The sequence below is a fragment of the Synechococcus sp. A18-25c genome, from assembly GCF_014280035.1.
Classification (GTDB): domain Bacteria; phylum Cyanobacteriota; class Cyanobacteriia; order PCC-6307; family Cyanobiaceae; genus Synechococcus_C.
Map to the genome: position 1 here is coordinate 1,592,802 of NZ_CP047957.1, position 26,778 is coordinate 1,619,579.

Here is a 26,778-nt window from a genome sequence, read left to right on the forward strand (position 1 = left end):
GTGCAACCGATACGAGCCAATTGATCATTTGATACCGATGCTTGCTCTTTCATGAACCACCTCAAACTTCCACTGCTTTCAAAAGAGCAATGCGAATCCATGATCAGCCTGCTCAAACAAGCCCAATGGATCGATGGCCGAAGCACTGCTGGTGCACAAGCAAGCATGGGCAAGATCAACGAACAAGTCGAACAGACATCCCCTGAACGCATCGACATTCAAACCATCGTTCAAACAGCGATGTGGAATCAACCAGCGATTAAAAGCTTCTGCTTGCCAAGAAAACTGCATCGTTTTCAGATCAGCAAAACAAGCAAAGGCGGTGGCTATGACAGCCATGTAGACAATGCCTACATGAGCAGTGGGAGGAGTGATCTGTCCTTCACGGTCTGCCTTTCCGATACCAACAGCTACGCAGGGGGGAGCCTAGAAGTCGACAGCATTAGCGACTCCATCGAGCTGACATTGCAGCAGGGTGAGATCGTGATTTACCCCAGCACCACATTGCATCGTGTGAAGACAGTGACTAGTGGTGAAAGAATTGTCTGCGTTGGCTGGATCGAGAGTTACGTCAAAAGCGAGATCGACCGCATCACTTTGTTTCAACTCGATAGTGGTGCACGAGGACTACTCGCGAAGCACGGGCGTAGCGACGAACTGGATCAGGTTTTCCTCGCGTATACAAATTTACTGAGATCGCTAGGAACCTAAAACGCGGGTGCCTTTTACCCTAAAATCAGAAGAATATCATCGAACCAATTGTCTACTATGAAGCGCTCCACAACCCTTTCGATTTTTCTAGCGGGTGCCGCAGCACTCAGCAGTGTCGTCACGATGCCTGCAAGTCTCGCTGACACCGAGAGCCCGAGTGGTGGCCTCACTGAATGGAGCACTGATCAGGATCTCGATGCAGAAGCAGTGAAGGATGCTGATGCGCAACGGGCAGCCGATAAGGCTGCGGAAGAGGACATTTGTATCCCGATCGGCGAAGGAGAGAACTGCTGGTGATTCAATGAATCCGATTAATCATCAAAAGGGGGGTGCAGTCACCTCCTTTTTTTTGTCCAAAAAAAAGCCCCCTCGTTGAGGGGGCCACACCACATCGGAAATGACGTTCCGATCAGAATTTGAAAGAGGTCTTGACCAAATAACCAAAGGTGCCAAAAGATTCAGCACCCGTACCACCGTAGGTATCATTGGTTCCGGTCAATTCACCGAATGGACGAGAAACATAGAAGGCGGCCGGAGTGACTGAAATGTTGTCTGTCACCTGGAACTGATAGAAGAGCTCCAAGGCGTAGTTGCCGTCATCAGGAGTGCCGCTATCGCGAGCCGTTTCAAACTGAGGCTGGCCAATGGCAAAGCCCAACAGGTTGCCCTTAATGAAGGCATCCTTCCAACCAAGACCCACCATCCAATCTTGCGATGTTTGCTTCGGGGAGATCTCAAATTCGGTCAGATCGTAGTCGTTGCTGTTGAACGACGTCAGGCCCCAACCGGCACTGATGCTGGGAATCCAGCCGGACTCCTGAGGCTGCCACCAGGCACGCAGGGCAAGAGCGTTGGCATCTTTGAAACCGCGAGAGAAGGAGGAGTCACCGCCTCCAACAACGGTGGTCGAAGCACCGAGAGGGGTTCCGTAGCCAACCGTTGCACCGTTTTGTATGTAGGCATAGGCCGCAGAGATCGACCATTGCGGTCCGCCATAAGCCACCTGCGCCAAGAACTTACTCCTGGAGTTGTCGGTGCCAATGCCACCCTTTTGTGGGTCGGAGTCTTTGCCAGCTTTGGCGGTGTAGTTCAGAGAAATACTGAACTTGGGATCGAAAGGATTGACCCTGCTGTTGGGCCTCCAGACGACACCAGCACCTGGAGCTGTGGAAGCGCCATAAACGCCGTAATAACCACCAAGCTTGAACTGCTTAAGAATCTGGCGATACACACTCGGAGCAGCACCAAGCATGTAGTAGTTCTCGATCAGAGGACCGACAAAAACTTGCAGGTCATCTCCCACTGGAAATTGATACCAAAGCTTGTCGACTTTGACGGTGTTGCCAGTTTCCTTGGCCACATCCAACTGAGTCTGGTTGCCGGTGTATCCCTTACCGGAGAAGGCACCCTTACCGAAATTACCGGCGCGCAAACGGGTGTAGAGGAGGTCCTTTCCGGTGAAGCTGGTGTTGAGATTCAGCGTGGTGCGGTAATTAAACGTGAACGCATCCTGACCCTGATAAGCAGGACCTTCGCCCAGGTCGTAATCCTCGCCGGTGTAGCTGACACCACCCATCACGAAGTCCACCTTGCCCTTCAGCTTCGTGGTGGTGGAGAACTGGGTGGCTTCCAGTTCGCCCACGCGGGCTTCCAGACCGTCAACACGACCCTTGAGGATGACGAGCTCCTTCTCGAACTCCTTCATGAGGCGCTTCACCTCGTCGGTCACTTCAGTGACGCGGTCGAGACATGCATTCAGCAGGGCGGCCGCTTCGAAGCGGGTCATCGCACGGTTGCCGCGGTAAGAACCGTCGGGGTAGCCAGCGACGCAGCCGTAGCGCTCGATCAGGTTGCTCAGGGCCTGATAAGCCCAGTCTGTCGGATAGACGTCAGAAAACTGGTTGATGCTGGTGACCTGCTCGCCAGTAGAGGCGTAGTCGGCGACACCAGCAACGTTGACCTCGGTCGCACCGGCAGCCATGGGAGCCAGGAGGCCCAGGGCGGCGGGAGCAACCAGGAGTTGCTTGAAAAATTTCAATGGAACCCTCACACCAAAACAAGAGGAGAAAGGCTTTTGCCTTGAAGGAATTAAAGGAAGCCCGGCTGTCCCGCAATGAACAAGACGATGCCAAGCCTTGTATCAAATGAACCCCAGCCACCAACATCAGGCACTGCAACTCCGCATTCACCTGCAACCTGGGCGCCGCGGGCAGCAGCACTGACTTCACACACCAAGCATCAGCATTGATCGGAAGGCAAAAAAAAGCCCCCACACTGTGGGGGCATCTGAACAACGTTTGAAGCAGGATCAGAACTTAAAGGTGGTCTGAACTAGAGCACCGAAAACATTGAACTGACCGTCGTAGTTGCCACCATCCTTCACCAGATTGCTGGTGTACTGACCCATAGGACGGGACAGATAAAACACAGCTGGCGTGACAGCAATATTGTCTGTCACCTGGAAGTTGTAGTACCACTCAAAGACGTAATTACCGTCAAAGGGAGTACCGCCATCCTCAAGGCTGGTTGCGAAGGTGGGCTGACCCACAGCAAAGCCCATGTCATTGCCCTTCAGGAACACATCGTCCCACTTGAGGCCAACCATCCAGCTCTGAGTATCAACAGGTGAGCCATCAATCAGGTTGTCGGCATTCACAGTGTTGTAGGCCCAGCCCAGCGAAATGGAAGGAATCAAGCCAGCCTCCTCAGGCTGCCAATAAGCATTCAGAGCGAAGCTATTGGTGCTGCTGGCTTGGCGATCGAAGATGGCATCACCGTCAGCATCGAAGTTGCCAGTGTTGTAGGTGCAGTCGTTGTTCCACTTGTTGTTTTTGGAGAACTCCGTGCCCCGACGCAAGCCGTTGCCGCTATCGCACTGACCGTAGCGGTAGCCAAGAGCAAGACCCCACTGAGGGCCGCCGTACGCCAGCTGAGCCAGCAAGCTGGCTTCCGAGTTATCGGTCATAAATCCACCCTTGTTGGGATTGGAGATATTTCCGTTCTTATCGTCGGCGACGTAGTTGATACTGACACTGAAGCCGGCATCACCCTTCTCAACATCCTGCTTCCAGTAGGCACCGATCAGCTGACCCGTCTCTTTGTTGTAAACACCGCTGGTGCCCATCAGAGCGGTCCAATCCAGAATCTTGGCACCACCCTTGTTGTAAACCGAAGGCCACATGGCCAGTGACTCGGTGTTACGAGCAACGGCACCGGCGATCACAGTGAACTCGTCACCAATTGGAAACTTGTAGAACAAGCGGTCGACGATCACATTGTTGCTGGCGTTGTCGTCAACAACACTCGAATCAGTCGCAACGTCGAGAGCAGCCAGGTTCACGCCAGAACCAGAGAAAGCGTTCCGGCCTTTTCTGAAGTTGCCAGCTCGCAGTCGCGCGCGCAGCCTGTCACTGCCAGAGAAGCTGGTGTCTAACACCAGACGCTGGTCGTAGTTGAAGGTGATTGCGCCGAATTCGGCGTTGTAAGCGTCAGCACCGCCACTGCCTCTCCTGTTGAAGTTGGCGTCCGTGCTGTCGCCGCCCGCTGTGGTTCCACCGATCACGAAGGTGGTCTTGCCCTTCAGCTTCGTGGTGGTGGAGAACTGGGTGGCTTCCAATTCGCCCACGCGGGCTTCCAGACCGTCAACACGACCCTTGAGGATGACGAGCTCCCTCTCGAACTCTTTCATCAAACGCTTCACCTCGTCGGTCACTTCAGTGACGCGGTCGAGACATGCATTCAGCAGGGCGGCCGCTTCAAAGCGGGTCATGGCACGGGCGCCGCGGTAGGTGCCGTTGGGGTAGCCAGCGACGCAGCCGTAACGCTCAATCAGGTTGCTGAGGGCCTGATAAGCCCAGTCCGTCGGAAAGACGTCAGAAAACTGGTTGATACTGGTGACCTGCTCGAGGCTGCTGTCAGAGGCGCTGGTGGCGTAGTCAGCCATACCAGCGACGTTGACTTCGGTCGCACCGGCAGCCATGGGAGCCAAAAGGCCCAGGGCGGCGGGAGCAACCAGAAGTTGCTTGAAAAGTTTCATGGAAGCCCTCACACCGAGAGAAGAGGAAGAGGTTTTTGACCTCCGGCATATTCAAGCGGCTAGGCCTGCTCAAATGCCACCAAAAACAGAGACGCGCCGGGAGTAAACCAGCCAAAATTACATCCGATCACACCATTTTTTGCCCAAGAAGCCGCGTCAACACTTGATCGAATCACCACCTTAAAGATCAAAAGTGTCAGATTAAAAAGTGGACCCAAATTCAACCAAATGGAGACAAAAAAGGGGGCTTGAGATGCAATTTACTGTTCCTTAAAGTCTTCATTACCTCACTTCATCCATCCTTAACCCTCAAAGCATGGAACACGCTCGAGATCCACACAGGGTCGGCAGAGTGGTTGCCAGGACTAGCGGCACGACAACTTGCAGCCGCAACGACACCAGGTGAGATTCCCACAAGGTTTCTGTCCGTTCCACATCAACATCCGATCTGTCAAGTTGCCAAGGCCAGGCCATCACGCGATACGACTGGCGGCTGTTGAGCAACGAATCGATTTGAACGTTGCATTGATGCAGGCTGATTCAATCAGAGCCAAGCTAGGCAATGCCTTCCAAAGACAAACGAGAGAATGGCGAGACCAGGACCATGAACAATCGGATCATGGTTCACCAGCAGAAATCACGACAACATCAAAGGTCTTCAGATGAAAGATCGGCTGGAGTTCAATGCACTCAATGGAATGCAATCTGCTTGGAGGTTGACCATCCCTCGAGAAGGAGGTCGCAGGTGAATGAATAGACTCGTCCCACATCTATCGAGACACTGTGCCGGGAACCACTGAAGAGGCCCGTCCACTCCAATCTGGTGGCTCCCTCAGCGGTCACGTCAGAGTTCCTGGGGATAAATCCATTTCACACCGTGCGCTGTTGTTCGGTGCCATCGCTGAAGGACAAACCACGATCGAGGGTTTGTTGCCCGCGGAAGACCCGATCAGCACAGCGGCTTGCCTAAGAGCGATGGGGGTGACCATCAGCCCGATCAACGATCGAGAAACCATCACCGTGCAGGGGGTTGGACTGGATGGGCTCCAGGAGCCATCTGAGGTGCTCGACTGCGGAAATTCCGGCACCACTATGCGCCTGATGCTGGGTTTGCTGGCGGGCCGGGATGGCCGCCATTTCGTCCTGAGTGGCGATGCCTCCCTGCGACGGCGTCCAATGCAACGGGTCGGCCAACCACTTTCGATGCTCGGAGCCGAAGTGCGAGGTCGCGGAGGCGGAAACTTCGCCCCACTAGCGGTGGCTGGTCGCAAGCTGAGAGGGGCCATCGTCGGCACCCCTGTGGCCAGTGCGCAGGTGAAGTCAGCCCTCTTGCTAGCGGCACTGACCGCAGACGGTTCCACCACTGTGATCGAACCGGCCCATTCCAGGGACCACAGCGAAAGGATGCTGAAAGCCTTCGGAGCTGACCTCCAAGTGGGGGGTGAAATGGGGCGTCACATCACCGTTCGACCTGGCGCAACTCTGACGGGTCAGCACGTTGTGGTGCCGGGTGACATCAGCTCAGCCGCCTTCTGGCTGGTGGCAGGTGCTTTGGTGCCAGGGGCCGATCTGACGGTGGAAAACGTGGGCTTGAATCCCACCCGCACCGGTGTTCTCGAGGTGCTTCAGCAGATGGGAGCCCGGATTGAAGTGCTTAATCAGCGTGACGTCGCGGGAGAACCTGTGGGCGATCTCAGGGTCACCCATGGCCCCCTCAAGCCCTTCGCATTTGGCGAGGAGATCATGCCCCGCCTGGTGGATGAAGTGCCGATCCTGAGCGTTGCAGCGTGCTTCTGTGACGGCGAAAGTCGCATCACAGGCGCCTCCGAACTGCGGGTCAAGGAAACAGACCGACTGGCTGTGATGGCGCGACAGCTGAAAGCGATGGGTGCCGACATTGATGAACATGACGACGGCCTCACCATCCGAGGTGGCCGGCCGCTGCGTGGGGCATCTCTTGACAGCGAAACCGATCACCGCGTGGCCATGAGTCTGGCGGTGGCCGCATTGATGGCAGAAGGTAATTCAACCCTGATGCGTAGTGATGCCGCAGCCGTGAGTTACCCCACGTTTTGGGATGACCTCAACAGGCTGCACCATTGAGCCATCCGCTTGGTGAGCTCAGCGCACTGCAGACAGCCGACGGCAGCCTGAGTCTTCATAGCGAGCGGTTTGACGAAGCCTTTCACAGCTCCATTGGTGCACTCGCTGAAGCCAAAGCGAAATTTGTCCGACCTGCCCAACTGGAACGGTTTTGCAGAAAGAGCGTCTTGCGGGTTCTCGATGTGTGTGTCGGGCTCGGCTACAACAGCGCCGCGCTGATGAACGCACTGCCGAAGCAGAGTGCACCAACGCTCCAATGGTGGGGGCTCGAACTGGATCCTCGCCCACTCTCTTTGGCCTTGATGCACGATACGTATCGCGCGCTCTGGTCACCAGACGTGCTGATGCGACTCGAGCAGCTCAACCAAACCAACAGTTGGAGCGAAGAACAATCAGAAGGAACCCTGCTCTGGGGCGATGCCCGCAGCACCCTGCAGAAACTCCCTGAGCACTGGCAGGCGGACTTAATCCTGATGGACGCGTTTTCACCCGGGCGCTGTCCGGAACTTTGGAGTGAAGAGTTTCTCGGCGCACTTGCTAAGCGACTGGCCGTCGGTGGACGACTGTTGACGTATTCCCGATCAGCAGCCATTCGGGGGAGCTTGCGTCGCGCTGGACTGAACTTGCGCTCCCTCCAACCAGCCCCTGGTCAACGGTTGGAATGGAGTTCCGGAACTTTGGCCGCAAAACCGGGAGGATCAGAGCCTCTTGCCGACGCAGGTCCCGGTTGGAAGCCGCTGTGCACGATGGAGGAAGAACATCTGAATACCCGAGCAGCGGTGCCTTATCGAGACCCCAACGGTCACGATGATGCGCAGCAGATTCGAATCAGGCGCGAACAAGAGCAACAAGCCTGCAAGAAAGAAAGCACCAGCCGCTGGCAGAGACGATGGCGACACCGAACTGCAGGAATCGAAAGCAGCTGAATAGACCAAAGCAAGGAAAAGGATGAGCCAGAACATCAGAAGCTCAGACAATCAAAAAGGCCACAAGACCTGCGGTGATCCTTGAGACAACCAATTCACCCGCAGTCCGTAGCAACAGCTATCAGTGAGTAATGATCAAATCCAGTCGTTTCAAACATGATTACCATCATCCATCAAATGGTCGAATCACTCATCGATAAAAACAGTGCCCAGCGGGAATGACAGGCACACTCACCCCGCAAGCGAAGAATCAGAGCGATCATCGAGGGTTAGATGTGCAGGGGACAACTAGTGGCACAATGTTGATCATTGAGCCTACATTCACCAACAATGAAATCATAATCTGCAAGCACCCCATCGTTCGATCCTTGAAGTCTACAATTGTTCAATCTGAATCTCAGGCACAGCGGCTCTGCGAGTGAGAGCGGTTTAGAAAAAACGCCGCCAAAAGTGATTGCTACAGATCGGAATTCAACCACCGAAGCAATACTGACGATCAGCAAGCCGGTCTAGACCTCATCAACCTAAAACAACGAGGGCGCTACTCACAACGTGAAACCTCAGACAGCAACTGTTGCATCAACAGCCGGCCGACAGAATAGAAAGAGAATGTAAAGAGCCTGTCCTTCGTCCACGAACACCCAAAGCGGTCGGTAGGGTCATGGAAAAGCGTTTGGGTTGATACATCTCCCTGCGCGTGTCAATTCAATCAGTCAAATGAGTAGAAGAGGTATCCACCCGTTGCTGATGGGTCTTGAGTCCTCAAAGCCCCAGGCAGGTTCAGGCAAAACAGACCAACCACAACGCAACGAAGCCAAAGATTCCGGTCTTGAGTCTGCACAGCGGAGGAGATTTCTCCGCTCTGAATCCGAAAAGATCATCGATCAAGACAGACAAGCAGGCTGAGGCCGGGTGAACTCCCCAAGGGAAGCATCCTTCGCTCAGACGGTGTGGCGGGATCACTTTCTTAAAAGAATGCCGCTCTAATGCTGGGCTTACCCCCTCAGAGCGATACGCGTACAGCCATCGCGTCGGGGGCGCTCAGGCAAAACGACGGTCCAACACAGCCGATCCAAGACCACTGACTGTCTGGTTCAAGCTCGAACAGTCTCAACGTCAATCTGAGTTGATTCCTGGATGTCCACGCAGAGGTCAGTCACACCAATCGACTCTTGACTCGCACCCCCCTCGGTGCCCTCGCAGGACATGACCCAGTCCCTAGAGCGAATGGCCCCAGGGCGCCTCGAACCGAAAGCTTCGAGCCTTGCAACGGATCCCAATGTGGTGGGTTGAACGATGCACTAACTCGCAAAATCCTTGGGATGGTGAAACTCAGAACCAAGACGTTTGTACTGGGCTAGGTGGAGGTGAGGGGTGGAAGGCTGATCGAGAGGTTCTGTGGAGCCCCAATTGCCAACCAAGAGGCCTGACAATTGCTGCGCAATGAATACAGTGAATAGACAAGGTCTTTCCAATGGCAGACAGTGCTGAATACGTCTCGACGCAAGGACAGAGCAGTGAGAATTAAAGCCATAGCCATCGCTAGCAGCTTGTCAGCCATGTCGATCGCTATGCCGCTCAAGAGCCATGCAGCAACCTACGATTTTTGGTATGCCTATCTCAGTGGTGGATTAGCGGCTATTTGCGACCTACACATGAATGGTGTGATCTCTTCCAGTATGGTGAGGGAATTCAATAAAAACTTTCTAGCTGGGAGTGGCGAGAATTACCCTGCAGCAGCCTCAAGAGATGCAGTCAATGTCATTAGGGAACAAGAGGACTTCAAAGACTGCCCGATACGTGTCTATTGAACGCCCCAACTGCAAAAACGATTGACTGGTTTCATCTGGCGACGGGCGGCAAGCAAGCAGTTTGTATCCACAACATGTGACGCAAGGAGAAAAGTCAACGCATCTCCGGCGAGCAGCAACACAACAGTTCTCAAAGCCATGGATCCTGAACGATCTATTGCGTTGGAAGGCACTCTCTCTAAAAACAGTCTGGGGTAGCTCTTGATGTTGCGGCAGTCAGCATTCATGCTTCGTCGTTGAAAGTCTCAGAGCCAAGGGATTCCGTAAAACCTGCGGAGATGATTCCAATTGGAATCGCGATCACGGCAATTCCGCAAATCGCTGTCAACGATGCGATGATTTTTCCAAACGCAGTCACTGGATACGTATCTCCATATCCAACGGTGGTCACAGTGATTACCGACCACCAGAGACAGCGTGGAATAGAGCCAAACTGCTCAGGCTGGATGCTTCCTTCTGCGAAGAACATCAAAATACTGCTGATGGTCATGACAATGCCTGAATAAATAGCGGAGATGAGCAATGCTTCTTTCTTTGCAGCAATCGCTTGATTGAAATACTGAATACTCTGACGAAAACGTTTTGAACGACCCACACGGCCAATTCTGACCAACCGAACGATCCTTAGCAAATAAAGTTCAGGAGTAATAAAACCGAGTATCGTTGGAGCGATGGCGATCAGATCAAGGATCGCCAGAGGCGTCATCGCGAAGTCGCAAGCACCACGAATCCCTCTCCTCGCGCCCTTCTTCAAGGGTGCAACCCACATTCTGGCGAGATATTCAATCAGAAAAATAACGGCAACTGCAATATCAAGGTTGACGAGTAGACCCCCCTGTGAGGATCGAACCACTGGCTCAGTCGCAATGATCGCCAAAACGATCGAGAATGCGATCAGCAGACCAAGCACCTTGACAGTTCCTGTTGCACTGCGCTTGTCATCCTCGGCATACAACGCTCGGAAAAGTTGCTCTCGAAAGGCGTTCACGACCAACCGACATTGTCTGCAGTCATCTTGTCGACGCGGATCGCCGGATGCCAGCACCCATCCAGGCTTCGCCTCCAGCAAGATGGATCTTTCCTGACACAAACGATCGCATCACCTCCAGTGAAACTGAACAACGATGTGATCGGCACATCGGGATTAAGCAAACACATAGTCACGGGCATCGATGAGCCGCCAACCTCCCTCGCGGTCGAGCTCCAACACAGAGTCGTGGTACTCCAACAACGACGAGCGGTGTCCGACACTGACAAATCCAGTGCCTGCCTCCCTCAACAGGCGATAAGCCGCTCGTTCTGTGGCCAGATCCAGAGCACTCGTGGATTCATCCAGTAGAACAAAGCGCGCTTCAGCCAAGAGGACGCGAGCGAAAGCAATGCGCTGCTGCTCACCCACCGAAAGCACACGCGGCCAGTCCACCTGCTCATCTGCAGATTCCGCGTGATCAAAGACTGACGTGAGCGACACTGACTCCATCAAGTTCTGAATCTTGTCTAGACCCAACATCTGGTTCGCGTCGGGATAGAGCAGTTGATCACGCAGAGAGCCAGGGAACACATAGGGCTTTTGAGGAACAAACATCAGACCGTCCTGCAAGCCCCTTGAGGCAACCGTGCCCGTCGCGGCAGGCCAGAGACCACAGAACAAACGCAAGAGTGAGGTTTTTCCACATCCCGATGGACCCACGATCAACAAACGGCTGGTCTGATCGAGGTTCAAACTGAGATTGCGCACCAAGGTGCGCTCGGCCGCGGGGATCCTCAGGGTGACCTCCTCCACCTGAACCATTCGTTCGGGCAAAAGCAGTGTTGATGAAGCTGTAGAAGTCGTGTTGTCCAGCGGTGGTCCAGACTCAAAATCAACCGACTGCTGGTCAAAGCCATGACCCAGCTCTTGAAGTCTGCGGGTGTTGGAGAGGAGACCAGCCAATTCATTGAAATTTTCCACGATGAAACTGAATGCACCCATCACCACCGCTAAAGCCTGTGAAACCTGAGTGAACACACCAAACTGAATCTCCCCCTTAAAATAAACCGACCAAAGCAACACATAGGGAACAATAAAGCCCATATTTTGATAAACTTGCGACAGAGAATTGACAACAGCGCCTAGCCTGATCACGCGATACTGGTTTTTAATAGCCGCCAACAACGAACGCACAGAACGCGTCCATTCACCCTTTTCGCCAGAATAAAATGCGATGGATTCGGCATTATCCCGGACACGCACCAGTGCATAACGAAAATCAGCGTCTAACTTGAGCTGAACGTAATTCAAGCGAACAAGCTTTCGACCAATAAAAGCGATCAAACCACTTGAAACTGACGCGTAAATAACAACAAATAATAGAATCCATGCATTGATGCTGATCAAAACAAAGGCAAAGCTGAAAGCCGATGTCACCGACATCACCAACCGAAAAAATAACTCAGATGTTTGCGTGGTGAATTTTTCAATATCCTGAGAAATCCGCTGATCAGGGTTATCAACAACTACCCCTAAGCCGCCGCCACTGGAACTGATTTCATAGAAATAACGATCTCCAAGGTAGCCGCCCAGAAACCTCAGAGACATCGCCTCCCGCCAATAGTTTGCGAGAGATTTGCTCACATAGCTGTAGGCAAAAATCACAGGCGCCAAGGCCAACAAAAACACCAACACCTGGATCAGACTGCGACGAGCCTCTGCCAACTTCTTGTCGACGAAGGCATCCGTGAGGTCTTTCAAGAAAAACGAAAACAACACCAACATCGCGTTGGCAATCAACAAAAGCCAGAAAGCGCCGACCACATACAACCAAGCCCCCTGTCGACGGCGCGTCATGCCGCGACAGAACCACACCAGCACAGCTGAGGCCAACACAGCCAATCCGCTGATCCAAGTCAATGCAGCACTGGACAGCCCCCAGTCCACAAATGAGCGCATCACACTGAGACCCGTGAGCCAATCAGCAGGTAGTGCACTGCTCAGCACCCCATTCACCAGCACAATTGTCCAGGCAGAAAGCCCAAGGGCGACAAAAACAGACGACACCAGCAGCCCAACGAACAAGCGAAAGGAGCGCCGATCGGTGCCATTCACAAAAAAGGGCAACAGAAGTTGCCGCAGATCTTTCACCCCGGCTGCAGTCATGAACGCATTGTCGTGTTCCATCAAAGTGACAAGTCGGCTGCTCGGCGGCAACACCATTTCCCTTGCCGCACGCCCCCTAGCAGCGGCAACCTTTCACAGATCGGAGACACCTCCTGACTGGCATCCCCCCTTCAGCAAGGAAGCAGCCTGAACAGGTCAAACGGGCACACCACGCGGAAGCCTTCACATTCACGAAGCGCTGCGGCGCGACGCAGAACGCCTCCACACCGTGTTGCACCCCATGGACTGCACCCGACAGCGGGCCCATGCTCTGATCCGGCAACCCAGTTGCACGGTGCTCGGTCGCTGAATCCGAAACCCTACGCAGAGCTGGGCTGCGTCAACAAGTCCCGGTAGATTCCGGCCGTCCCGCTTGTGTGTTGATGCTCGCCGTCGCCGTTCTGGCCGCAGGAAAAGGCACCCGCATGAAAAGCGCCCTACCCAAGGTGCTGCAGCCTTTGGCAGGTGCCACTCTGGTGGAACGGGTCCTGGCAAGCGCCCGCAACCTTGAGCCTGAGCGTCGGGTGTTGATCGTGGGCCACCAAGCTGAGCGGGTCGAACACCAGCTGAGCCACGTGGACGGGCTTGAGTTCGTGTTGCAACAACCGCAAAACGGCACTGGACATGCTGTTCAGCAGTTAATGGGTCCCCTGAAGGATTTTTCTGGCGAATTGCTGGTGCTGAATGGGGATGTTCCACTGTTAAGAGCTGAGACCATCGATCAACTCGTCAACACCCATCGCAGCAGTGGTGCTGATGTCACGCTGTTGACCGCTCGTCTGGACGACCCAACGGGATATGGGCGGGTCTTTGTGGATGAAGAAGGCAGCGTCAGCGCCATCGTTGAACATCGCGACTGCAGCGAGGAGCAACGCAACAACAACCTCACCAACGCGGGCATCTACTGCTTCAACTGGGAGCGCCTTGCCGCCGTCTTACCGACACTGAGCACCGACAACGACCAGGGAGAGCTCTATCTGACCGACACCGTGGCCATGCTCGAACGAGCCATGCACGTGGAAGTGGCCGATGCTGATGAAGTGAACGGCATCAACAATCGACGCCAGCTGGCCCAATGCGAGGCACTCCTTCAGCAACGGCTTCGTGACCACTGGATGGATGAAGGCGTCACTTTCGTGGATCCTGGCAGCTGCACGCTGAGCGAAGGCTGCCGCTTCGGTCGCGATGTGGTGATCGAGCCCCAAACGCATCTGCGGGGTGTCTGCCGTGTCGGCGACAACTGCAGGCTTGGGCCGGGCAGCTTGATTCAAGATGCTGAGATCGGTGATGGAGTCACCGTGCTGCACTCGGTGATTCAGCAAGCGTGCGTCGGTAACCAGGTGGCGATCGGCCCCTATGCCCATCTCCGCCCTGACGCCAACATCGGCAACGATTGCAAAATCGGCAATTTCGTGGAAGTGAAAAAGAGCACGATCGCCGCGGGCAGCAAAGTGAATCACCTCAGCTACATCGGCGATGCCGACCTGGGTGAACACGTGAATGTGGGTGCCGGCACCATCACGGCCAATTACGACGGTGTGAACAAGCACCGCACGGTGATCGGTGATCACAGCAAGACAGGGGCGAATTCCGTGCTTGTCGCCCCCGTCAGCATCGGACGGGAGGTGACAATCGCCGCAGGCTCCACGATCACCAAAGATGTTGGCGATGGATCTCTCGCCATCGGTCGCGCTCGCCAAAACGTGAGAGAAGGCTGGAGCGCGCGCAGCGCAGCATCCAATTCCTAACGACTGTTTTCAGCGTCAAGCGTCGATGACACCCCAATGATTCTTATGGTCGGCCTTGGCTTCAAAGCAGAGATGGTGGCCTAGGTCAGTTGTGACCTCAAGAATGACTGGGGTCCGATGCCAAACATCGTTTAAGTGCCGCTGTCGAGCCGCCCTGCGCCGTTCAATCCACGGATTCTCTTCAGACACCGTTGATGGCTAGACCCTGAAACTGCGGGAGCTTGGGTGCATGCAGACTGCAGAGCCATGCCGAACATGAAGCGCTACACCGTGCGCTACCGCGATGCCGGCAGCCAGCGGATGGAGGGTTGCTTTTATGCAGGCGATGCGTTTGAAGCCAGAGTGCTGGCCATGGAAGACATTCCCTTCATCAGGAATCATCCAAACGCCATTGATTTGATCCGCTGCGAGGAACACCAAACCGCGCGCATGGCAGCTTGATGACATGTCCTAGAGCGATGGCAACAAGGAAATCAGACGCTCCAACGCCACACCACGGCTGGCCTTGAGCAGCAGGGTGTCGTGGGGGCGCAACCAGCGGCTCAGTGGTAGAGCCGCCTGTTCAGGAGCATCCACACGCTCAAAGCAGCCCAGCGATGCAGCGGCCTCTTCCATGGCAGCGCCCTCAGCCCCCGAAGCCACAGCAACCAGTCCATCCAGGTTGAGCGCGACGGCTCTCTCCACCACAGTCCGATGAAGCGCAACACTGCTTTCACCAAGCTCGAGCATCGTGCCGAGCACGGCGAAACGACGACCGGGCTGCTGCGCCAGCAGCTCCAGCGCCGCCAACACCGCCTCAGGGGAGGCGTTGTAGGTTTCATCCAACACCTTGAGGTTGCCGATGGTGAGACGACGATTGCGTCCACCCGGCACCTCCACAGCGATGGATTGGAGCTCCATCAATGGAACATCCAATTCTGCCGCGACGGCGAGCGCCAGCATCAGATTACGGGCGTTGTGACGACCGTCCAAGGGACAGGTCACGCGCACACCATCCACAGCGAGCACACCCGCCGTTGAATCGTGGACGCCGATCCAATCGGCGGCGGGTAAGGCATTGGACACGAGTCCCACCACATCGGGGCCATCCTGTGGTTGGTCACCTTCCAAGGCCACCCGCACCACGCGGCCTCTCCAACAGCGCGCAAGGGCATCCTCCAAGAGCGCATCGCCCGCTGGAATCACCACAACACCATGGGGTGCCAGAGCAGCCGTGATTTCGCACTTGGCTGTGGCAATGGCAGCCCTGCTGCCAAGACGACCGATGTGTGCCGTGCCGATATTGGTGATCACAGCAATGTCGGGTTCGGCGCAACGCGACAAGCGCTCAATTTCACCGAGGCCGCGCATCCCCATCTCCACCACGACCGCTTGATGGCATGGCTCAGCACCCATCAAGGTGAGGGGTACACCGACATCGTTGTTGTTGTTGCTGTTGCTGGCCTGCACGGCACCAAGAGGGCGCAATGCTGCACGAATCAGCTCTCGCGTGGTGGTCTTGCCCGCTGAACCCGTTACAGCCACAACACCGGCAGCGAGCTGACGTCGATGCAAGGTGGCCAGTTGTTGATAAGCCCAAAGAGTGTTCTCAACACGCCAGTGCAGCAATCCGTCCGGCAACGGTTGATCCCAGTCACTGGCCACCAGGGCAGCCTGGGCACCCAGCTCTGATGCGCGCTCCAGAAAGGTATGACCATCGAAACGTTCACCCCGAAGCGGAATAAATAGAGCACCGGCCTGTAACTCACGACTGTCCGTGCAGACGGGGCCCATCGCCACTGTGAGGTCTAGATGCTGACCGTTCTTGAGCACCGGCGGCCCCCAAAGCTCCGCGAGCTGGGCAAGCTGCAGCGTCATCACAATTGCGGCGGATCGAACATGATCATGCCCCCACCAACGCGAGCTGGCCGCGCCAGCAGACGGTATCCAGCATCTTCCAGGGTGATGTCGTCGTAGCCCTGATCCTCGAGCATGCGCCACCACATCTCCGCAAGGGTTCGACGGGAGGTTGCGGACAGCTCTTCCCACAACGATGCATCGAGCACCAGCACGGCAGCATTGCTCTCTGGTAAGGGGCGTGCCGCCAGTAAAAGCCCTTCAGGCACTGAGAGATCCGCATCAGCTTCGGCTAACAAGCGAAGCAACGGGTCCACCTGAAGTGTGGGTTGAGGCAAGGACTCCGGTTCGGGAGATTCGGGCACTGCAGCGGTCGGTGCAGACCTTGGCAACGGCGGGTCCAGCTCCTGCGCCATGGGTTGCAGGGCTGGCGGCGGTGCCTCCAAGGCTGGATCAAGATCTGCCTTGAGAGGGCGAGCCTCAGGCAGCGGTGTGGTGCGAATCGTCTCGATGCCCGGTGCCGGTGCGTCGTCAGTGGCCTGCAAGGCTGTGGTCAGCTGGATCCAGCCCAGCGCCACAACGATCACAGTCAGCGCGAGCACCACCGGCCAGAACAGTGGAGCGAGATCCGTGGGCCAAAACCCAGGAGTGGACAGATCACCTTCTCGGTTGCGGCGCCAGAGCTCTTGAAGTCGCAAGCGCAGATCAGCAACAGCGGCCGGGATGTCTTCACGCAGAGCCACCCAGGGGCTTTGATAAGGCGCAGGTAGAGAGCGCTCGTCGGGCGAGGACGGATCCGGCATCACTGTGAAAGCTCTGCTCGCTCCACGTTGCCCGAAGACAGCGTGGGGCGACAGGGGTCAAGTCTCATTTTCGCGATTGACGCAGGAGGCGTGCCAGCGGGTTACGGCTGTTGCGTTCAAGGATCTCTTCGGGAGGACTCTGGCTGACTTCAATCGGCGACGCGCCGTTGCGCGAAGGGTCCGCATCTTGCCCCTGAGAGAACTGTTCCACCTCGGCGGCATCCGGTCCAGGTTCCTTGATTCCGCAGACATCCCGATACATGCAGTCGTACTCAAGCGCGGATCGATCCCAGCTGTAGTTCTGCAGCATGCCCCGCCGCTGCAGCTGCATCCAGCTCTCTTGATGGCGGTAGGCCTCCCAGGCACGCACAAGAGCGGTGTAGAAATCAACTGGCTCGAAACGGTCGAAGCAGAAGCCTGTGCCGACCTGATTGCGAGGGTCATGGGGAGGCACGGTGTCGACCAGACCACCGACTTTGCGAACGACCGGAACACAGCCGTAGCGCATCGCGTTGAGCTGACTGATCCCGCAGGGCTCAAAACGACTGGGCATCAAGAACGCATCACTGCCGGCATAGATCAAGCGCGACAGAGCATCGTCGTAGGTGAGGAACACCGACACTCGACCGGGATGGCGGGAGGCGAGCTGCCAGAGCCCCGACTCGAGCCCGCGATCACCGGTACCAAGCACAACGATCTGAGTATCGGTGTAGGCAAGCAGGCGATCGGCAACCTGCAAAAGCAGATCGACACCCTTCTGATCGACGAGTCGACTCACCATGCCGAGCACGAAGGCGTCATCACGCACCTCCAGACCCATGCGCTCCTGCAAAACCTTTTTGCACTCAGCCTTGCCGGACAGATTCTCGGCGTCGTAATTGGCGGGCAGCGTCCTGTCGGTGGCGGGATCCCAGGCTTCCAGATCGATGCCGTTGAGGATGCCGCGCAACTTGCCGGAGATGTAGTTCAGTAACCCCTCCAGCTTTTCGCCGTACTCGGACGTGCGGATCTCCTGGGCATAGGTGGGAGACACCGCATTGACGCGATCGGCATAGAGCAGAGCCGCGGCCATGGTGTGATCACCCTGCATGTACCAGGGGCACCAGGTCATGCGGTCCAACTTCCAGCGCCAGGGGCCCTGATATTTGAGATTGTGGATCGTGAAAACCGTGCTGATCTCCGGGTCTTGATGCATCCACACCGGAATCATGCCGGTGTGCCAGTCATGGCAATGCAAAACCTGCGGCTTCCACATGTTCCAGGAGAATTCCGCAACAGCACTGGCAAAGAAGGTGAAGCGCCAGTCTTCGTCCTCTCCGCCGTAGATCCGCTCTGGATCAAAGACGGGATGGCCCACCAGATAAACAGGGAGACCATTGGTGGGGTGCTGGGTTTCGAAGACCGCAAATTCAGTGCCCATGGTCTGAGCACGCCAGATGGGCTCAGGTGGGATATCAAGCTGGCTCCAGAGCCTGCTGTAGCCGGGCATGATCAGACGCACGTCGTGGCCGAGAGCGGCCAACGCCGGCGGCAGGGATCCGACCACATCGCCCATACCGCCAACTTTCACCATCGGTGCGCATTCGGCGGCGGCAAACAGCACACGCATGAACGATCAAACCCGTTAAGCGGCGCGACTTTAAGCGCAATCGCCTGGGATCAGAAGCATCAAGGCAAGACAGTCACCGGAGTGCCAACGCGCACCATGTCAAAAATCTCCTGGACGTTTTCCTCGTAAAGACGCACGCAACCGTGGGAGACCGCTCGTCCCACCGTCCAGCGGTATGGCGTTCCGTGGAACCCCGCCACTGTGCAGCCTTCAATGTCGAGGTACTGCTCACCGTCCCAACCCTCACGTCCCTTGCAATCGCGATAGAAGCCAATCCAACGGGTGCCGAGCGGATTGGTCGCATCCTCAGGACCGCGTCTCTGGCCAGTCACTGGATGGGTCCAGACCGGCTCCTTGACCTTCTGCATCACCCGGAAACGCCCCGCCGGCGTTTCCCAACCCACCGTGCCGACAGCGGCGGGAAACCGCCGTGTCAACTGCCCATCATCGAGCACCAGCAGTTGGCGGTGGTGGCGATCCAGCACCAGCTGCAATCCCACGCTCAGCCGAAGATCATCAGGAACCCTGGCCATGGATTCCGCATCGGTGACGGGTTCTGCCAGAGGCGGAATGGGGTCTGGTTCGCGCTCGAGCGGAGCAGCCAGCACGCCATTGGGCATCAGCAACGCCAAAGCGGCAAGCGCAGACAGCCCAACAGTTGAACGATGGCGGACAGACATCCTGATGCGATTGAACATCCCAATCGTTGTCTAGCTACGGCAACCAGGGTGAGGACGAGAAGTCAGGATCCCGTTTTTCCAAGAAGGCATTGCGTCCCTCCTGCCCCTCCTCCGTTCGGTAGAAGAGGTGCGTGGCTTGTCCTGCCAACTCTTGAAGGCCAGCCAGACCATCGGTCTCCGCATTGAAGGCGGCTTTCAGGCAACGGATAGCCGTTGGACTGTGTTGCAGCACCTCTTTGGCCCAACGCACGCCTTCGGCTTCCAGCTCATCGAGTGGCACCACCGCATTCACAAGACCCATCTCCAGCGCTTGCTCGGCGCCATAGCGGCGGCAGAGAAACCAGATCTCCCGTGCTTTGCGTTGTCCGACGACCCGCGCCAGATACCCAGCTCCGAATCCACCATCGAAGCTGCCGACGCGCGGACCGGTCTGCCCAAACACGGCGTTGTCCGCCGCCAGGCTGAGATCACAGAGCAGGTGCAGCACCTGTCCACCGCCAATGGCATAGCCCGCCACCAATGCGATCACCACCTTGGGGAGGCTGCGGATCAATCGCTGCAGATCCAACACATTGAGGCGCGGCAGTCCCTGCTCATCGAGGTAACCACCATCGCCGCGAACGCTTTGATCACCACCAGCGCAGAAGGCATAGCCGCCGTCTTCCGCGGGACCGACACCGGTCAGCAGCACCACCCCAATGCTGCTGTCATCGCGAATTCGCGTGAAGGCATCGCAAAGCTCGGCCACGGTGCGTGGTCGAAAGGCATTGCGTTTCTGGGGACGATTGATGGCCACACGGGCCATGCCTGGCGTGGCGCGGTCCAGCCGGATGTCTTCGTACTGAGTCCAGGGATGCCAGGTCACGCCCGGATCACCAGGAAGCACAGGGGATGAGACCGGATCAGCCATGACAAGGACGTCGATCAGCCCTCTGTTGTACCCCCCCGCGCTGATGCGTTGATGAGCGCATCACGCCACTGGCGGCGAAGCTCGGCATCGTCAACGCGGTTGGTGCAGACCCGAAGCAACACGGTGCATTGCTGCGCCAGGCCCCACTCGAGGGCTGCAGGAAGATCCTCCAGACAGCTGATCTGTCTGCCTGTCACACCATGCGCTGCCGCCAGAGCCAGCGGATCGCAACGTTGGGGCATGGCAAACAGTCGATCGAATGCAGCCGGCGATGCTGCAGGAATGGGCAGCTGCCCAAAGATGCCGCCGCCACCGTTATCGATCAGCAACACCACCAGCGGCACCACCGATGCACTGGCCAGCAACCAACCGTTGCTGTCGTGCTGGAGGGCCAGATCTCCAGTGATCAAAAGGGTTGGGCCGAGAACGCTTGCCAGCCCAAGCGCCAGCGACAAAGTGCCATCAATGCCCGAGGCACCACGAAAGCTGTAACAGCGACGGGTGCCGATGTCGGCTGCGGCAAAAGCCTGCCAATCCCGCACCGGGCTACTCGCCGCAAGCATCACCGGCAGCCCCTCCGGCAGACAACCCGGCAGGGCCATCATCAAGGCAGGCTCGTTGATAGCGCCCGCTTCAGCCAGCAGCGATTGCAGTGTGGTGTGAACGCGATGATCGGCCTGCTGCCACCCGCGAAGCAGGTCAGCAGAGTGCTGGGGTGCAAAGCGGGCATCAGCGCGATTGGCCTTCCACCAGCGCCACAGCCCATGGCTGTCTTGATGGCTGAGTCCGAGTGGATCGAGGCAACGGGAGTCGCCCTCGGTAATCAGCCATTGCCCCGAACCCTGTTGGCGCAGCCAGGCCTCAAGCCGGCGGCTAGCTGGGAGAGGTCCAAGGCGCAGCACCTGCAGGGAATCGCATTCATGACTTAGGCCTGCGGGGAGCAGCAGGTCCCAGTGGCGAATCAGTCCGGAGAGCTGGTCAGGCACTGCGGCCAGCGGATCCGCCAGAAGCGGCCAGCCACTGCAGTCCACCAGCTCTTGCAATGCCTGCTGATACGCGGGCAGATCCGCAGCAAGTCCCCGCCATGGACCCGCCACCACAACCCCTGGACGGGACCAGTCAGGAGCGCCCAAAACCGTAGGCCGCGAGTGGGTGTCGGCCGGGCGAGCCAAAGGCCCCTGGGGATCGCTTGGCATGGCGATCCCCAACCAGAGCTGTTGTTGCTGTTCTGCAGTTGGATGCAACGGCTCTTCGAACGGGAGATTGAGATGCACAGGACCTGGGGGCTGCAGCATTCGCTCCCAGGCCTGGGTTGTTAGGGAGCTCAGCTCCTCATCCGGCAGACCATGCAGACCATCGACGGGTCCGCTGGCCATCCAACGGCAGGCACTGATGAGAAAGTCCTCCTGATTGACCGTCTGATTGGCGCCGCAGTTCTTGAGACGTCGCGGACGATCACCGGTCAAGAACAAAAGAGGAATGCTGGAACGGTCGGCCTCAACGGCTGCTGGCAGCAGGTTGGCCACTGCTGTGCCGGAGGTGGTGATCACCGCGACAGGTCGGCCAGCGGCCGCTGCCAAACCCAAGGCATGAAACCCCGCCGAACGTTCATCAATGGCCGTCACCAGTTCCAGCAAGCCCCGCTCAGCCAATCCACCGGCCGCCAGGGCCAGCGATGCCGATCGGCTCCCAGGGCACAGCACCACCCGTTGCAGACCCAGCTGCTGGAGTTGCAACAGCAGCCGGATGGCTGCTCTCAGATTGTCGGTGGCGAGGCTCAGGCCAGACATCGGTGCTGATGCGATCCTCGATCAGGGACCACCACCTTGCCCAACCAGGTCAGTTGATGAGCGATCAGTCCAAGCAAGCCAATCAACGCCGCGGTGGCTGGCGATCACTGCTGGTGTGGGTTCTGCTGGCCCTACTGCTCCGCTGGCAGGTCCTTGAACCACGCTGGATTCCCTCAGGCTCGATGCTGCCGACCCTGCAACTGCAGGACCGAATCCTGGTGGAAAAACTGCGTCCACGGCTTGAGCGCCAGCGCCATCAGTCGTTACCGCTCAACAGCGTCGTGGTGTTCCGCGTCCCGGAACAGCTGGTGCAGGCGGGCTATGACCCGAACGCTGCCTTGATCAAACGCGTGGTGGGACGGCCGGGTGATCAGCTGGAGGTTAAGGAGGGGCAGCTCATCAGGAACGGAAGCACCATTCAGGAACCATGGATCGCTGATCGGATGGATTACGCCATGGCTCCAGTTGAGGTGCCCCAAGGTGAGCTGTGGGTGATGGGTGACAACCGCAACGCCAGCCTGGATTCACATCTGTGGGGTCCACTGCCTGAAGACGATGTGATCGGCACAGCGATTTGGCGTTATTGGCCTCTCAGCCGGTTCGGTCCAATACGGTTCTCCCGACCGTGATCAACTGTGATGTTGAGCTCAGCTGCGATAAGGTCACTCACATGACGGAGAGCGGTGGGATGTTTAACCCTGAATTTTTGACCACCGACAACCAAGACGGCCAGCCAGTGAATGGCTTGGTTCAGTACCTCCAGGATCAGTCTCCTGATGTGCTGCAGCGGGTTGCCAAATCTGCCAGCAACGACATCCAAGACATCATTCGCCACAACGTTCAGGGTTTGCTTGGCATGCTCCCCGGCGAACAGTTTGAAGTGAAGGTCACCGCCAATCGCGACAATCTGGCCAATATGCTGGCCTCAGCGATGATGACTGGTTACTTCCTTCGCCAGATGGAGCAGCGCAAAGAGCTGGAGGAAACCCTCTTCGGTGACGACGACATGGTCATCGACGACGACATCAAGCTCTGAACCATCCCTGATGTCGGCTAGCGGGGATCTTGAGGAACCACACCGAGATCTAACAGGGTTTGATCGATTCCCCCGAGGAATTCCCAGTTGCCATCGCTGGGTGCCCAGGTTCTGGACTCAATTTGTCGGCGAAGCTCAAACACTTCTTGAGGCCTGAACGCAAGCGGGGCTGAGTAGTGGGCTGGAACGAGCCAACGCAGATCAAGCTGTTGCTCGAGCTCCATCAGCCACTCCAACAGGGCCTCACGAGCGCGCGGCAACACAAGCCGTTCCAGCACTGGTGCCACCTGGAGTTTGGGGGTCTGATCACCGATCAGAGCGGCTGCAGCGTCCTGCCAGCCCTGTGTCCAGGCAAAGGGATACAGACCGAAGTGGGCTCGTGCTGAGCGCAATCCAGGCTTGAACGCCTGGCGAATCACCTCAACAAGACCTGGCACCTCGAGGGGTTCCGGCCGCAGATAAGAGGCAAACAACACCAAGCGTGCCCAGCCCCTTCGCCTGTTGGCCGGTGTGTCGTCAAACGGTTGATCACCGCGCTCACGGGCGTGAAACAGTAAGGGAGCTGGATCGGCATTAAACACAGCGGGAGGTTCGGCAGCGATGCCCACCAGGGCATCGGTCACCAGCAGGGCACCCGAAGGACGATGCAGACAGCTGATCTCCTGAAAGCGACCGACCCCAAGATCAAGTGGCCCAAGGGAGATCCAATGGCAGACGTCACTGTGGGGGACGCCATCGTCGAGCAATACCTTGGTGCGACGGGCGGGGACACCCAGCCATGACAGAGGCAGCTGCACCGGGAAACTCCACTGGCCTGGGCACACCCACACCTCCGCTTCCGGGAAGGCTCGGGCCAGGGGGCCAAGAGGAAGTTTGTGCTCCAACCCTGAAGCGGTGGGGAGCACGATCGTGCGCACCGGTCCGTGTTCAGCTTCCAGCGCAGCAATGCCGTCGCGAAGCTCCCCAGTCGGCGGCAATGGATTCACCAGCATCAAGCCACCAGGCACTTTCACGACCGTGAGACGAATCGGCACGGCGACGTAATACACCCCCTGAAGCTGCTCAAAACCCCAAACCTGGCCAGGGATCAGCTCTTGTACGTGCGTAGCACGCCGGCCGTAGGGATAGAGAGGCAGCAGCGGCCAGAAACCCCAGCGCTGATCCGCAGGATTCACACCAGCTCCAGCCACCACGCTCCCCATCAATGCAGTGATTCTGCAGAGGAATGGATCAGGCCAGAGGCAAACCACTTCTTCAGCGCAAAACAGAGCCATGGGCGCTCCTTGTTCGAAGCCTTGTTTTCAATCCCCCATCCGTCGGAGGCACCAGTGCCCTCTCCATCGTCACCGGCGCCATCTGGCTCAATAAGTCAGAAGACGAATGTGGTTTTGATCAAGCCGCCCAACTGTTGAAAGCTGGAATCCCTGAGTGTGAGCTCACCCATGGGACGCGACAGATAGAACAGCGCTGGGGTGACGCTGATGTTGTCGCTCACCTGGAACTGGTACCACCACTCCCAGATGAACTGACCATCCGCAGGGGTGTCGCCACCACGAAGGTCAGTCGCAAAAACGGGCTGGCCCACGGCCATGCCGGCATTGCTCCCCGCCATAAACACATCGTTCCACTCCAGCCCCACCGTCCAAGACTGACTGCTGCTCACCTCACCGCTGCTGTCGGTGTCACTGCTGTTGAATCCCAAACCAACGCTCACCGCAGGAACCCAACCGCTCTCTTCCGGTGCCCAGGATCCACCCAGACCAAAGGCGTGGGTGACGCCACGGGGACTCAGCGACTCCTGCGTCAACAGAGTGGCATAGGCGATCAAGTCATGCCCGTTCTGGATCTGTGAGTAGATCGCGGCGATCGTCCAACCTTCGGCCTCCCAACCCAACTGAACCGTGCCGGTACCCGCCGCATTGTCAGTCGCGAAACCGCCATCGGGCGTGTCGCTGGCCGCCCCATTGGCCGCGACGTAGTTAGCAGAAGCACTGAAGCCACTGGAATCAGACCACGAGATGCCTGCCCCTGCCCCCAGGTTCTTGTTGTAAGCGCCAGGTGCTCCATTGAGCGTCAGCACCTCGAGAATCGGATCACTGGGATACACGCTCGGCCAGATCGCGAGCATGTCTTCCTGCCCGACGTAGGGACCCGCAGTGATAGTGATGAACTCACCAATGGGGAAGGAATAGAAGAGCTTGTCGATCGCAAGTTGATTCGGTTGATCACCCTCCTGGAACGCGGTATCCAGGGTGGCCAAACCCGACGGCCCCCCACTGCCGAAGACGTTGTCGTCACCGTCGAAGTTGCCAGAACGCAGCACGGTGGTCAGCTGATCCTTGCCGGTGAAGGATGTCTCCAGCGCCAACTGCAGGTCGTAATTGAAAACTGTTCCGCCGAACTCGGCATTGCTGTCTGCGCGAAGCGGAGTCGCGGAACCCATGAAACGATTCGCTCCAACAACAAAAGTCGCCAAGCCAGAGAGCTTGGTGGTGGTGGAGAACTGGGTGGCTTCCAGTTCGCCCACGCGGGCTTCCAAACCATCAACACGGCCCTTGATGATGGCGAGTTCCTTTTCGAACTCCTTCATCAGGCGCTTCAGCTCGTCGGTCACTTCGGTGACGCGGTCGAGACATGCGTTCAGCAGTGCGGCCGCTTCAAAGCGGGTCATCGCACGGTTGCCGCGGTAGGTGCCGTTGGGGTAGCCAGCGACGCAGCCGTAGCGCTCGATCAGGTTGCTCAGAGCCTGATGAGCCCAGTCCGTCGGATCAACGTCAGAGAACTGGGTGATGCTGGTGACCTGCTCGAGGCTGCCTGCTGAAGAGCTGGTGGCGTAGTCGGAAAGGCCGTCGATGTGCATCTCGGCGGCACTAGCGCCACTGGCGATCAGGCCAAGGGCGGCGGGAGCAACCAGTAGTTGCTTGAAAAGTTTCATTTGTACGAATTAAAGAAACCCCAGAGGTGATCTCTGAGGTCAGAAGCTGTGAAACGACCTGCTCGTGATCAGTCGATCAGGGCAACCCAGGCAAAGGCCATGCCGATGCCCATCCAGATGCCGGCACCAAGGCGTTGCCCCTGGGCACCAATGCGCTCAAGCAGGGACTGAGACCCGCTGGTCACGACCAGCAGCAATGCGCCTTGCCCGATCAGCAAACCCAGGAAATAGGTCGCCAGAGGGGTGGGTTCGGCACCCACAATCGTGCTGCCCAGCAGAAAACCGTGCAGGGTCACGAGCGGCAGCAACCAACTGGTGGGCGTCACGGTGAGAGCCATCAAACCCTCAACAACCAGGCTGAGAGACACCAGAGCTTCCGCCCAGGGAGCCACGGCATCCGGCAGGGGAATGAACTGCGACAAAACACTCCCGCCCAAGCCGGCGGCCAACAGAGGAATCACCCAAGTTCGGGGACGTTGCAGGCCGACGAAGGCGATGGCCAGTAGAAACAGCAGATGGTCAGGTCCCAACAGGGGGTGACCAATGCCACTCAACAATCCCTGCAGGGCAGAAAGGTCTGTGCTGTCTCCCATGCCGAAGGGGTGATGGGCATGGGCCGGGCTGAACAGGGAAAGGGTGAGCAATCCCGCAGTGGAGGTCACACCAGCCCTGAGCATGGGGCTGGCTTTGGTCAAAGCGTTCATACGA

The 26,778-nt window shown here is 57.4% G+C and carries 22 protein-coding genes; 9 read left to right on the forward strand and 13 right to left on the reverse strand.

Annotation, left to right across the window (positions count from 1 at the left end):
* The first annotated feature begins 51 nt into the window (after positions 1-51).
* Both SynA1825c_RS08855 and SynA1825c_RS08860 read left to right on the forward strand, forming a co-directional pair.
* On the forward strand, positions 52-711 hold the full coding sequence (locus SynA1825c_RS08855) for a Fe2+-dependent dioxygenase (protein ID WP_186468972.1): 660 nt from the start codon (positions 52-54) through the stop codon (positions 709-711).
* A gap of 57 nt (positions 712-768) precedes the next feature.
* Positions 769-1,008 carry a hypothetical protein gene (locus SynA1825c_RS08860; RefSeq protein WP_186468973.1) on the forward strand — a complete coding sequence of 80 codons (240 nt, stop codon included), beginning with the start codon at positions 769-771 and terminating at the stop codon, positions 1,006-1,008.
* Between the two features lie 112 nt (positions 1,009-1,120).
* On the opposite strand, the gene SynA1825c_RS08865 is transcribed toward SynA1825c_RS08860, so the two are convergent.
* Together SynA1825c_RS08865 and SynA1825c_RS08870 are read right to left on the reverse strand one after the other, a co-directional pair.
* The gene (locus SynA1825c_RS08865) at positions 1,121-2,749 is read right to left on the reverse strand and encodes an iron uptake porin (protein WP_186468974.1); all 1,629 of its coding nucleotides are present in this window, start codon (positions 2,747-2,749) and stop codon (positions 1,121-1,123) included.
* A 270-nt stretch (positions 2,750-3,019) separates the two neighbouring features.
* A complete protein-coding gene (locus tag SynA1825c_RS08870; protein WP_186468975.1) occupies positions 3,020-4,747 on the reverse strand; it encodes an iron uptake porin in 1,728 nt (575 codons plus the stop codon).
* 783 nt (positions 4,748-5,530) lie between these two features.
* On the opposite strand from SynA1825c_RS08870, the gene aroA reads away from it, so the two are divergent.
* The 3 genes from aroA to SynA1825c_RS08885 all read left to right on the forward strand — a co-directional run bounded on the left by aroA (position 5,531) and on the right by SynA1825c_RS08885 (position 9,587).
* Positions 5,531-6,850, forward strand: a complete 1,320-nt coding sequence (gene aroA, locus SynA1825c_RS08875) for a 3-phosphoshikimate 1-carboxyvinyltransferase (protein ID WP_186468976.1) — start codon at positions 5,531-5,533, stop codon at positions 6,848-6,850.
* Complete coding sequence (locus SynA1825c_RS08880) at positions 6,847-7,776, forward strand: tRNA (5-methylaminomethyl-2-thiouridine)(34)-methyltransferase MnmD (protein ID WP_186468977.1); 930 nt, start codon at positions 6,847-6,849, stop codon at positions 7,774-7,776. The genes aroA and SynA1825c_RS08880 overlap by 4 nt, the downstream gene beginning before the upstream one ends.
* Positions 7,777-9,326: 1,550 nt before the next feature.
* Positions 9,327-9,587, forward strand: a complete 261-nt coding sequence (locus SynA1825c_RS08885; RefSeq protein WP_186468978.1) for a hypothetical protein — start codon at positions 9,327-9,329, stop codon at positions 9,585-9,587.
* Between the two features lie 223 nt (positions 9,588-9,810).
* Here the strand turns inward: SynA1825c_RS08885 and SynA1825c_RS08890 are convergent, their stop codons facing one another.
* Both SynA1825c_RS08890 and SynA1825c_RS08895 read right to left on the reverse strand, forming a co-directional pair.
* Positions 9,811-10,575 (reverse strand): ion transporter, encoded by a 765-nt coding sequence (locus SynA1825c_RS08890; protein ID WP_255478338.1) that lies wholly within the window; start codon positions 10,573-10,575, stop codon positions 9,811-9,813.
* A gap of 156 nt (positions 10,576-10,731) precedes the next feature.
* Positions 10,732-12,780, reverse strand: coding sequence for an ABC transporter ATP-binding protein/permease (locus tag SynA1825c_RS08895; RefSeq protein WP_370593738.1), 2,049 nt, complete (start codon positions 12,778-12,780; stop codon positions 10,732-10,734).
* 326 nt (positions 12,781-13,106) lie between these two features.
* Here SynA1825c_RS08895 and glmU point away from each other — a divergent pair, with 326 nt between their 5' ends.
* Both glmU and SynA1825c_RS08905 read left to right on the forward strand, forming a co-directional pair.
* Positions 13,107-14,471, forward strand: coding sequence for a bifunctional UDP-N-acetylglucosamine diphosphorylase/glucosamine-1-phosphate N-acetyltransferase GlmU (glmU, locus tag SynA1825c_RS08900; RefSeq protein ID WP_186468980.1), 1,365 nt, complete (start codon positions 13,107-13,109; stop codon positions 14,469-14,471).
* Between the two features lie 246 nt (positions 14,472-14,717).
* On the forward strand, positions 14,718-14,912 hold the full coding sequence (locus SynA1825c_RS08905; RefSeq protein WP_186468981.1) for a hypothetical protein: 195 nt from the start codon (positions 14,718-14,720) through the stop codon (positions 14,910-14,912).
* Between the two features lie 9 nt (positions 14,913-14,921).
* Here SynA1825c_RS08905 and murF read toward each other — a convergent pair whose 3' ends face one another.
* From murF to menD, 6 genes are all read right to left on the reverse strand, one after another.
* The gene (gene murF / locus SynA1825c_RS08910) at positions 14,922-16,328 is read right to left on the reverse strand and encodes a UDP-N-acetylmuramoyl-tripeptide--D-alanyl-D-alanine ligase (protein ID WP_186468982.1); all 1,407 of its coding nucleotides are present in this window, start codon (positions 16,326-16,328) and stop codon (positions 14,922-14,924) included.
* A complete protein-coding gene (locus SynA1825c_RS08915; RefSeq protein WP_186468983.1) occupies positions 16,328-17,110 on the reverse strand; it encodes a hypothetical protein in 783 nt (260 codons plus the stop codon). Before SynA1825c_RS08915 ends, murF begins: the two co-directional genes overlap by 1 nt.
* Positions 17,111-17,174: 64 nt before the next feature.
* Positions 17,175-18,719, reverse strand: coding sequence for a glycogen synthase GlgA (gene glgA / locus SynA1825c_RS08920; RefSeq protein WP_186468984.1), 1,545 nt, complete (start codon positions 18,717-18,719; stop codon positions 17,175-17,177).
* Positions 18,720-18,778: 59 nt separating this feature from the next.
* A complete protein-coding gene (locus tag SynA1825c_RS08925) occupies positions 18,779-19,339 on the reverse strand; it encodes a L,D-transpeptidase (protein WP_186471128.1) in 561 nt (186 codons plus the stop codon).
* A gap of 94 nt (positions 19,340-19,433) precedes the next feature.
* On the reverse strand, positions 19,434-20,309 hold the full coding sequence (gene menB, locus SynA1825c_RS08930; protein ID WP_186468985.1) for a 1,4-dihydroxy-2-naphthoyl-CoA synthase: 876 nt from the start codon (positions 20,307-20,309) through the stop codon (positions 19,434-19,436).
* A 14-nt stretch (positions 20,310-20,323) separates the two neighbouring features.
* Entirely contained in the window at positions 20,324-22,099 is a 1,776-nt protein-coding gene (menD, locus tag SynA1825c_RS08935) for a 2-succinyl-5-enolpyruvyl-6-hydroxy-3-cyclohexene-1-carboxylic-acid synthase (RefSeq protein ID WP_186468986.1), read from the reverse strand.
* A 56-nt stretch (positions 22,100-22,155) separates the two neighbouring features.
* Between menD and lepB the strand changes: the two genes are divergently transcribed.
* On the forward strand, positions 22,156-22,728 hold the full coding sequence (gene lepB, locus SynA1825c_RS08940; protein ID WP_186468987.1) for a signal peptidase I: 573 nt from the start codon (positions 22,156-22,158) through the stop codon (positions 22,726-22,728).
* A 59-nt stretch (positions 22,729-22,787) separates the two neighbouring features.
* On the forward strand, positions 22,788-23,135 hold the full coding sequence (locus SynA1825c_RS08945) for a DUF760 domain-containing protein (protein WP_186471129.1): 348 nt from the start codon (positions 22,788-22,790) through the stop codon (positions 23,133-23,135).
* A gap of 17 nt (positions 23,136-23,152) precedes the next feature.
* Here the strand turns inward: SynA1825c_RS08945 and SynA1825c_RS08950 are convergent, their stop codons facing one another.
* The 3 genes from SynA1825c_RS08950 to SynA1825c_RS08960 form a co-directional block, all read right to left on the reverse strand.
* Positions 23,153-24,337 carry a DUF4336 domain-containing protein gene (locus SynA1825c_RS08950; RefSeq protein WP_186471130.1) on the reverse strand — a complete coding sequence of 395 codons (1,185 nt, stop codon included), beginning with the start codon at positions 24,335-24,337 and terminating at the stop codon, positions 23,153-23,155.
* Between the two features lie 167 nt (positions 24,338-24,504).
* Positions 24,505-26,070, reverse strand: coding sequence for an iron uptake porin (locus tag SynA1825c_RS08955; protein ID WP_186468988.1), 1,566 nt, complete (start codon positions 26,068-26,070; stop codon positions 24,505-24,507).
* A 68-nt stretch (positions 26,071-26,138) separates the two neighbouring features.
* A complete protein-coding gene (locus SynA1825c_RS08960) occupies positions 26,139-26,774 on the reverse strand; it encodes a HupE/UreJ family protein (protein ID WP_255478339.1) in 636 nt (211 codons plus the stop codon).
* Positions 26,775-26,778 lie beyond the last annotated feature (4 nt).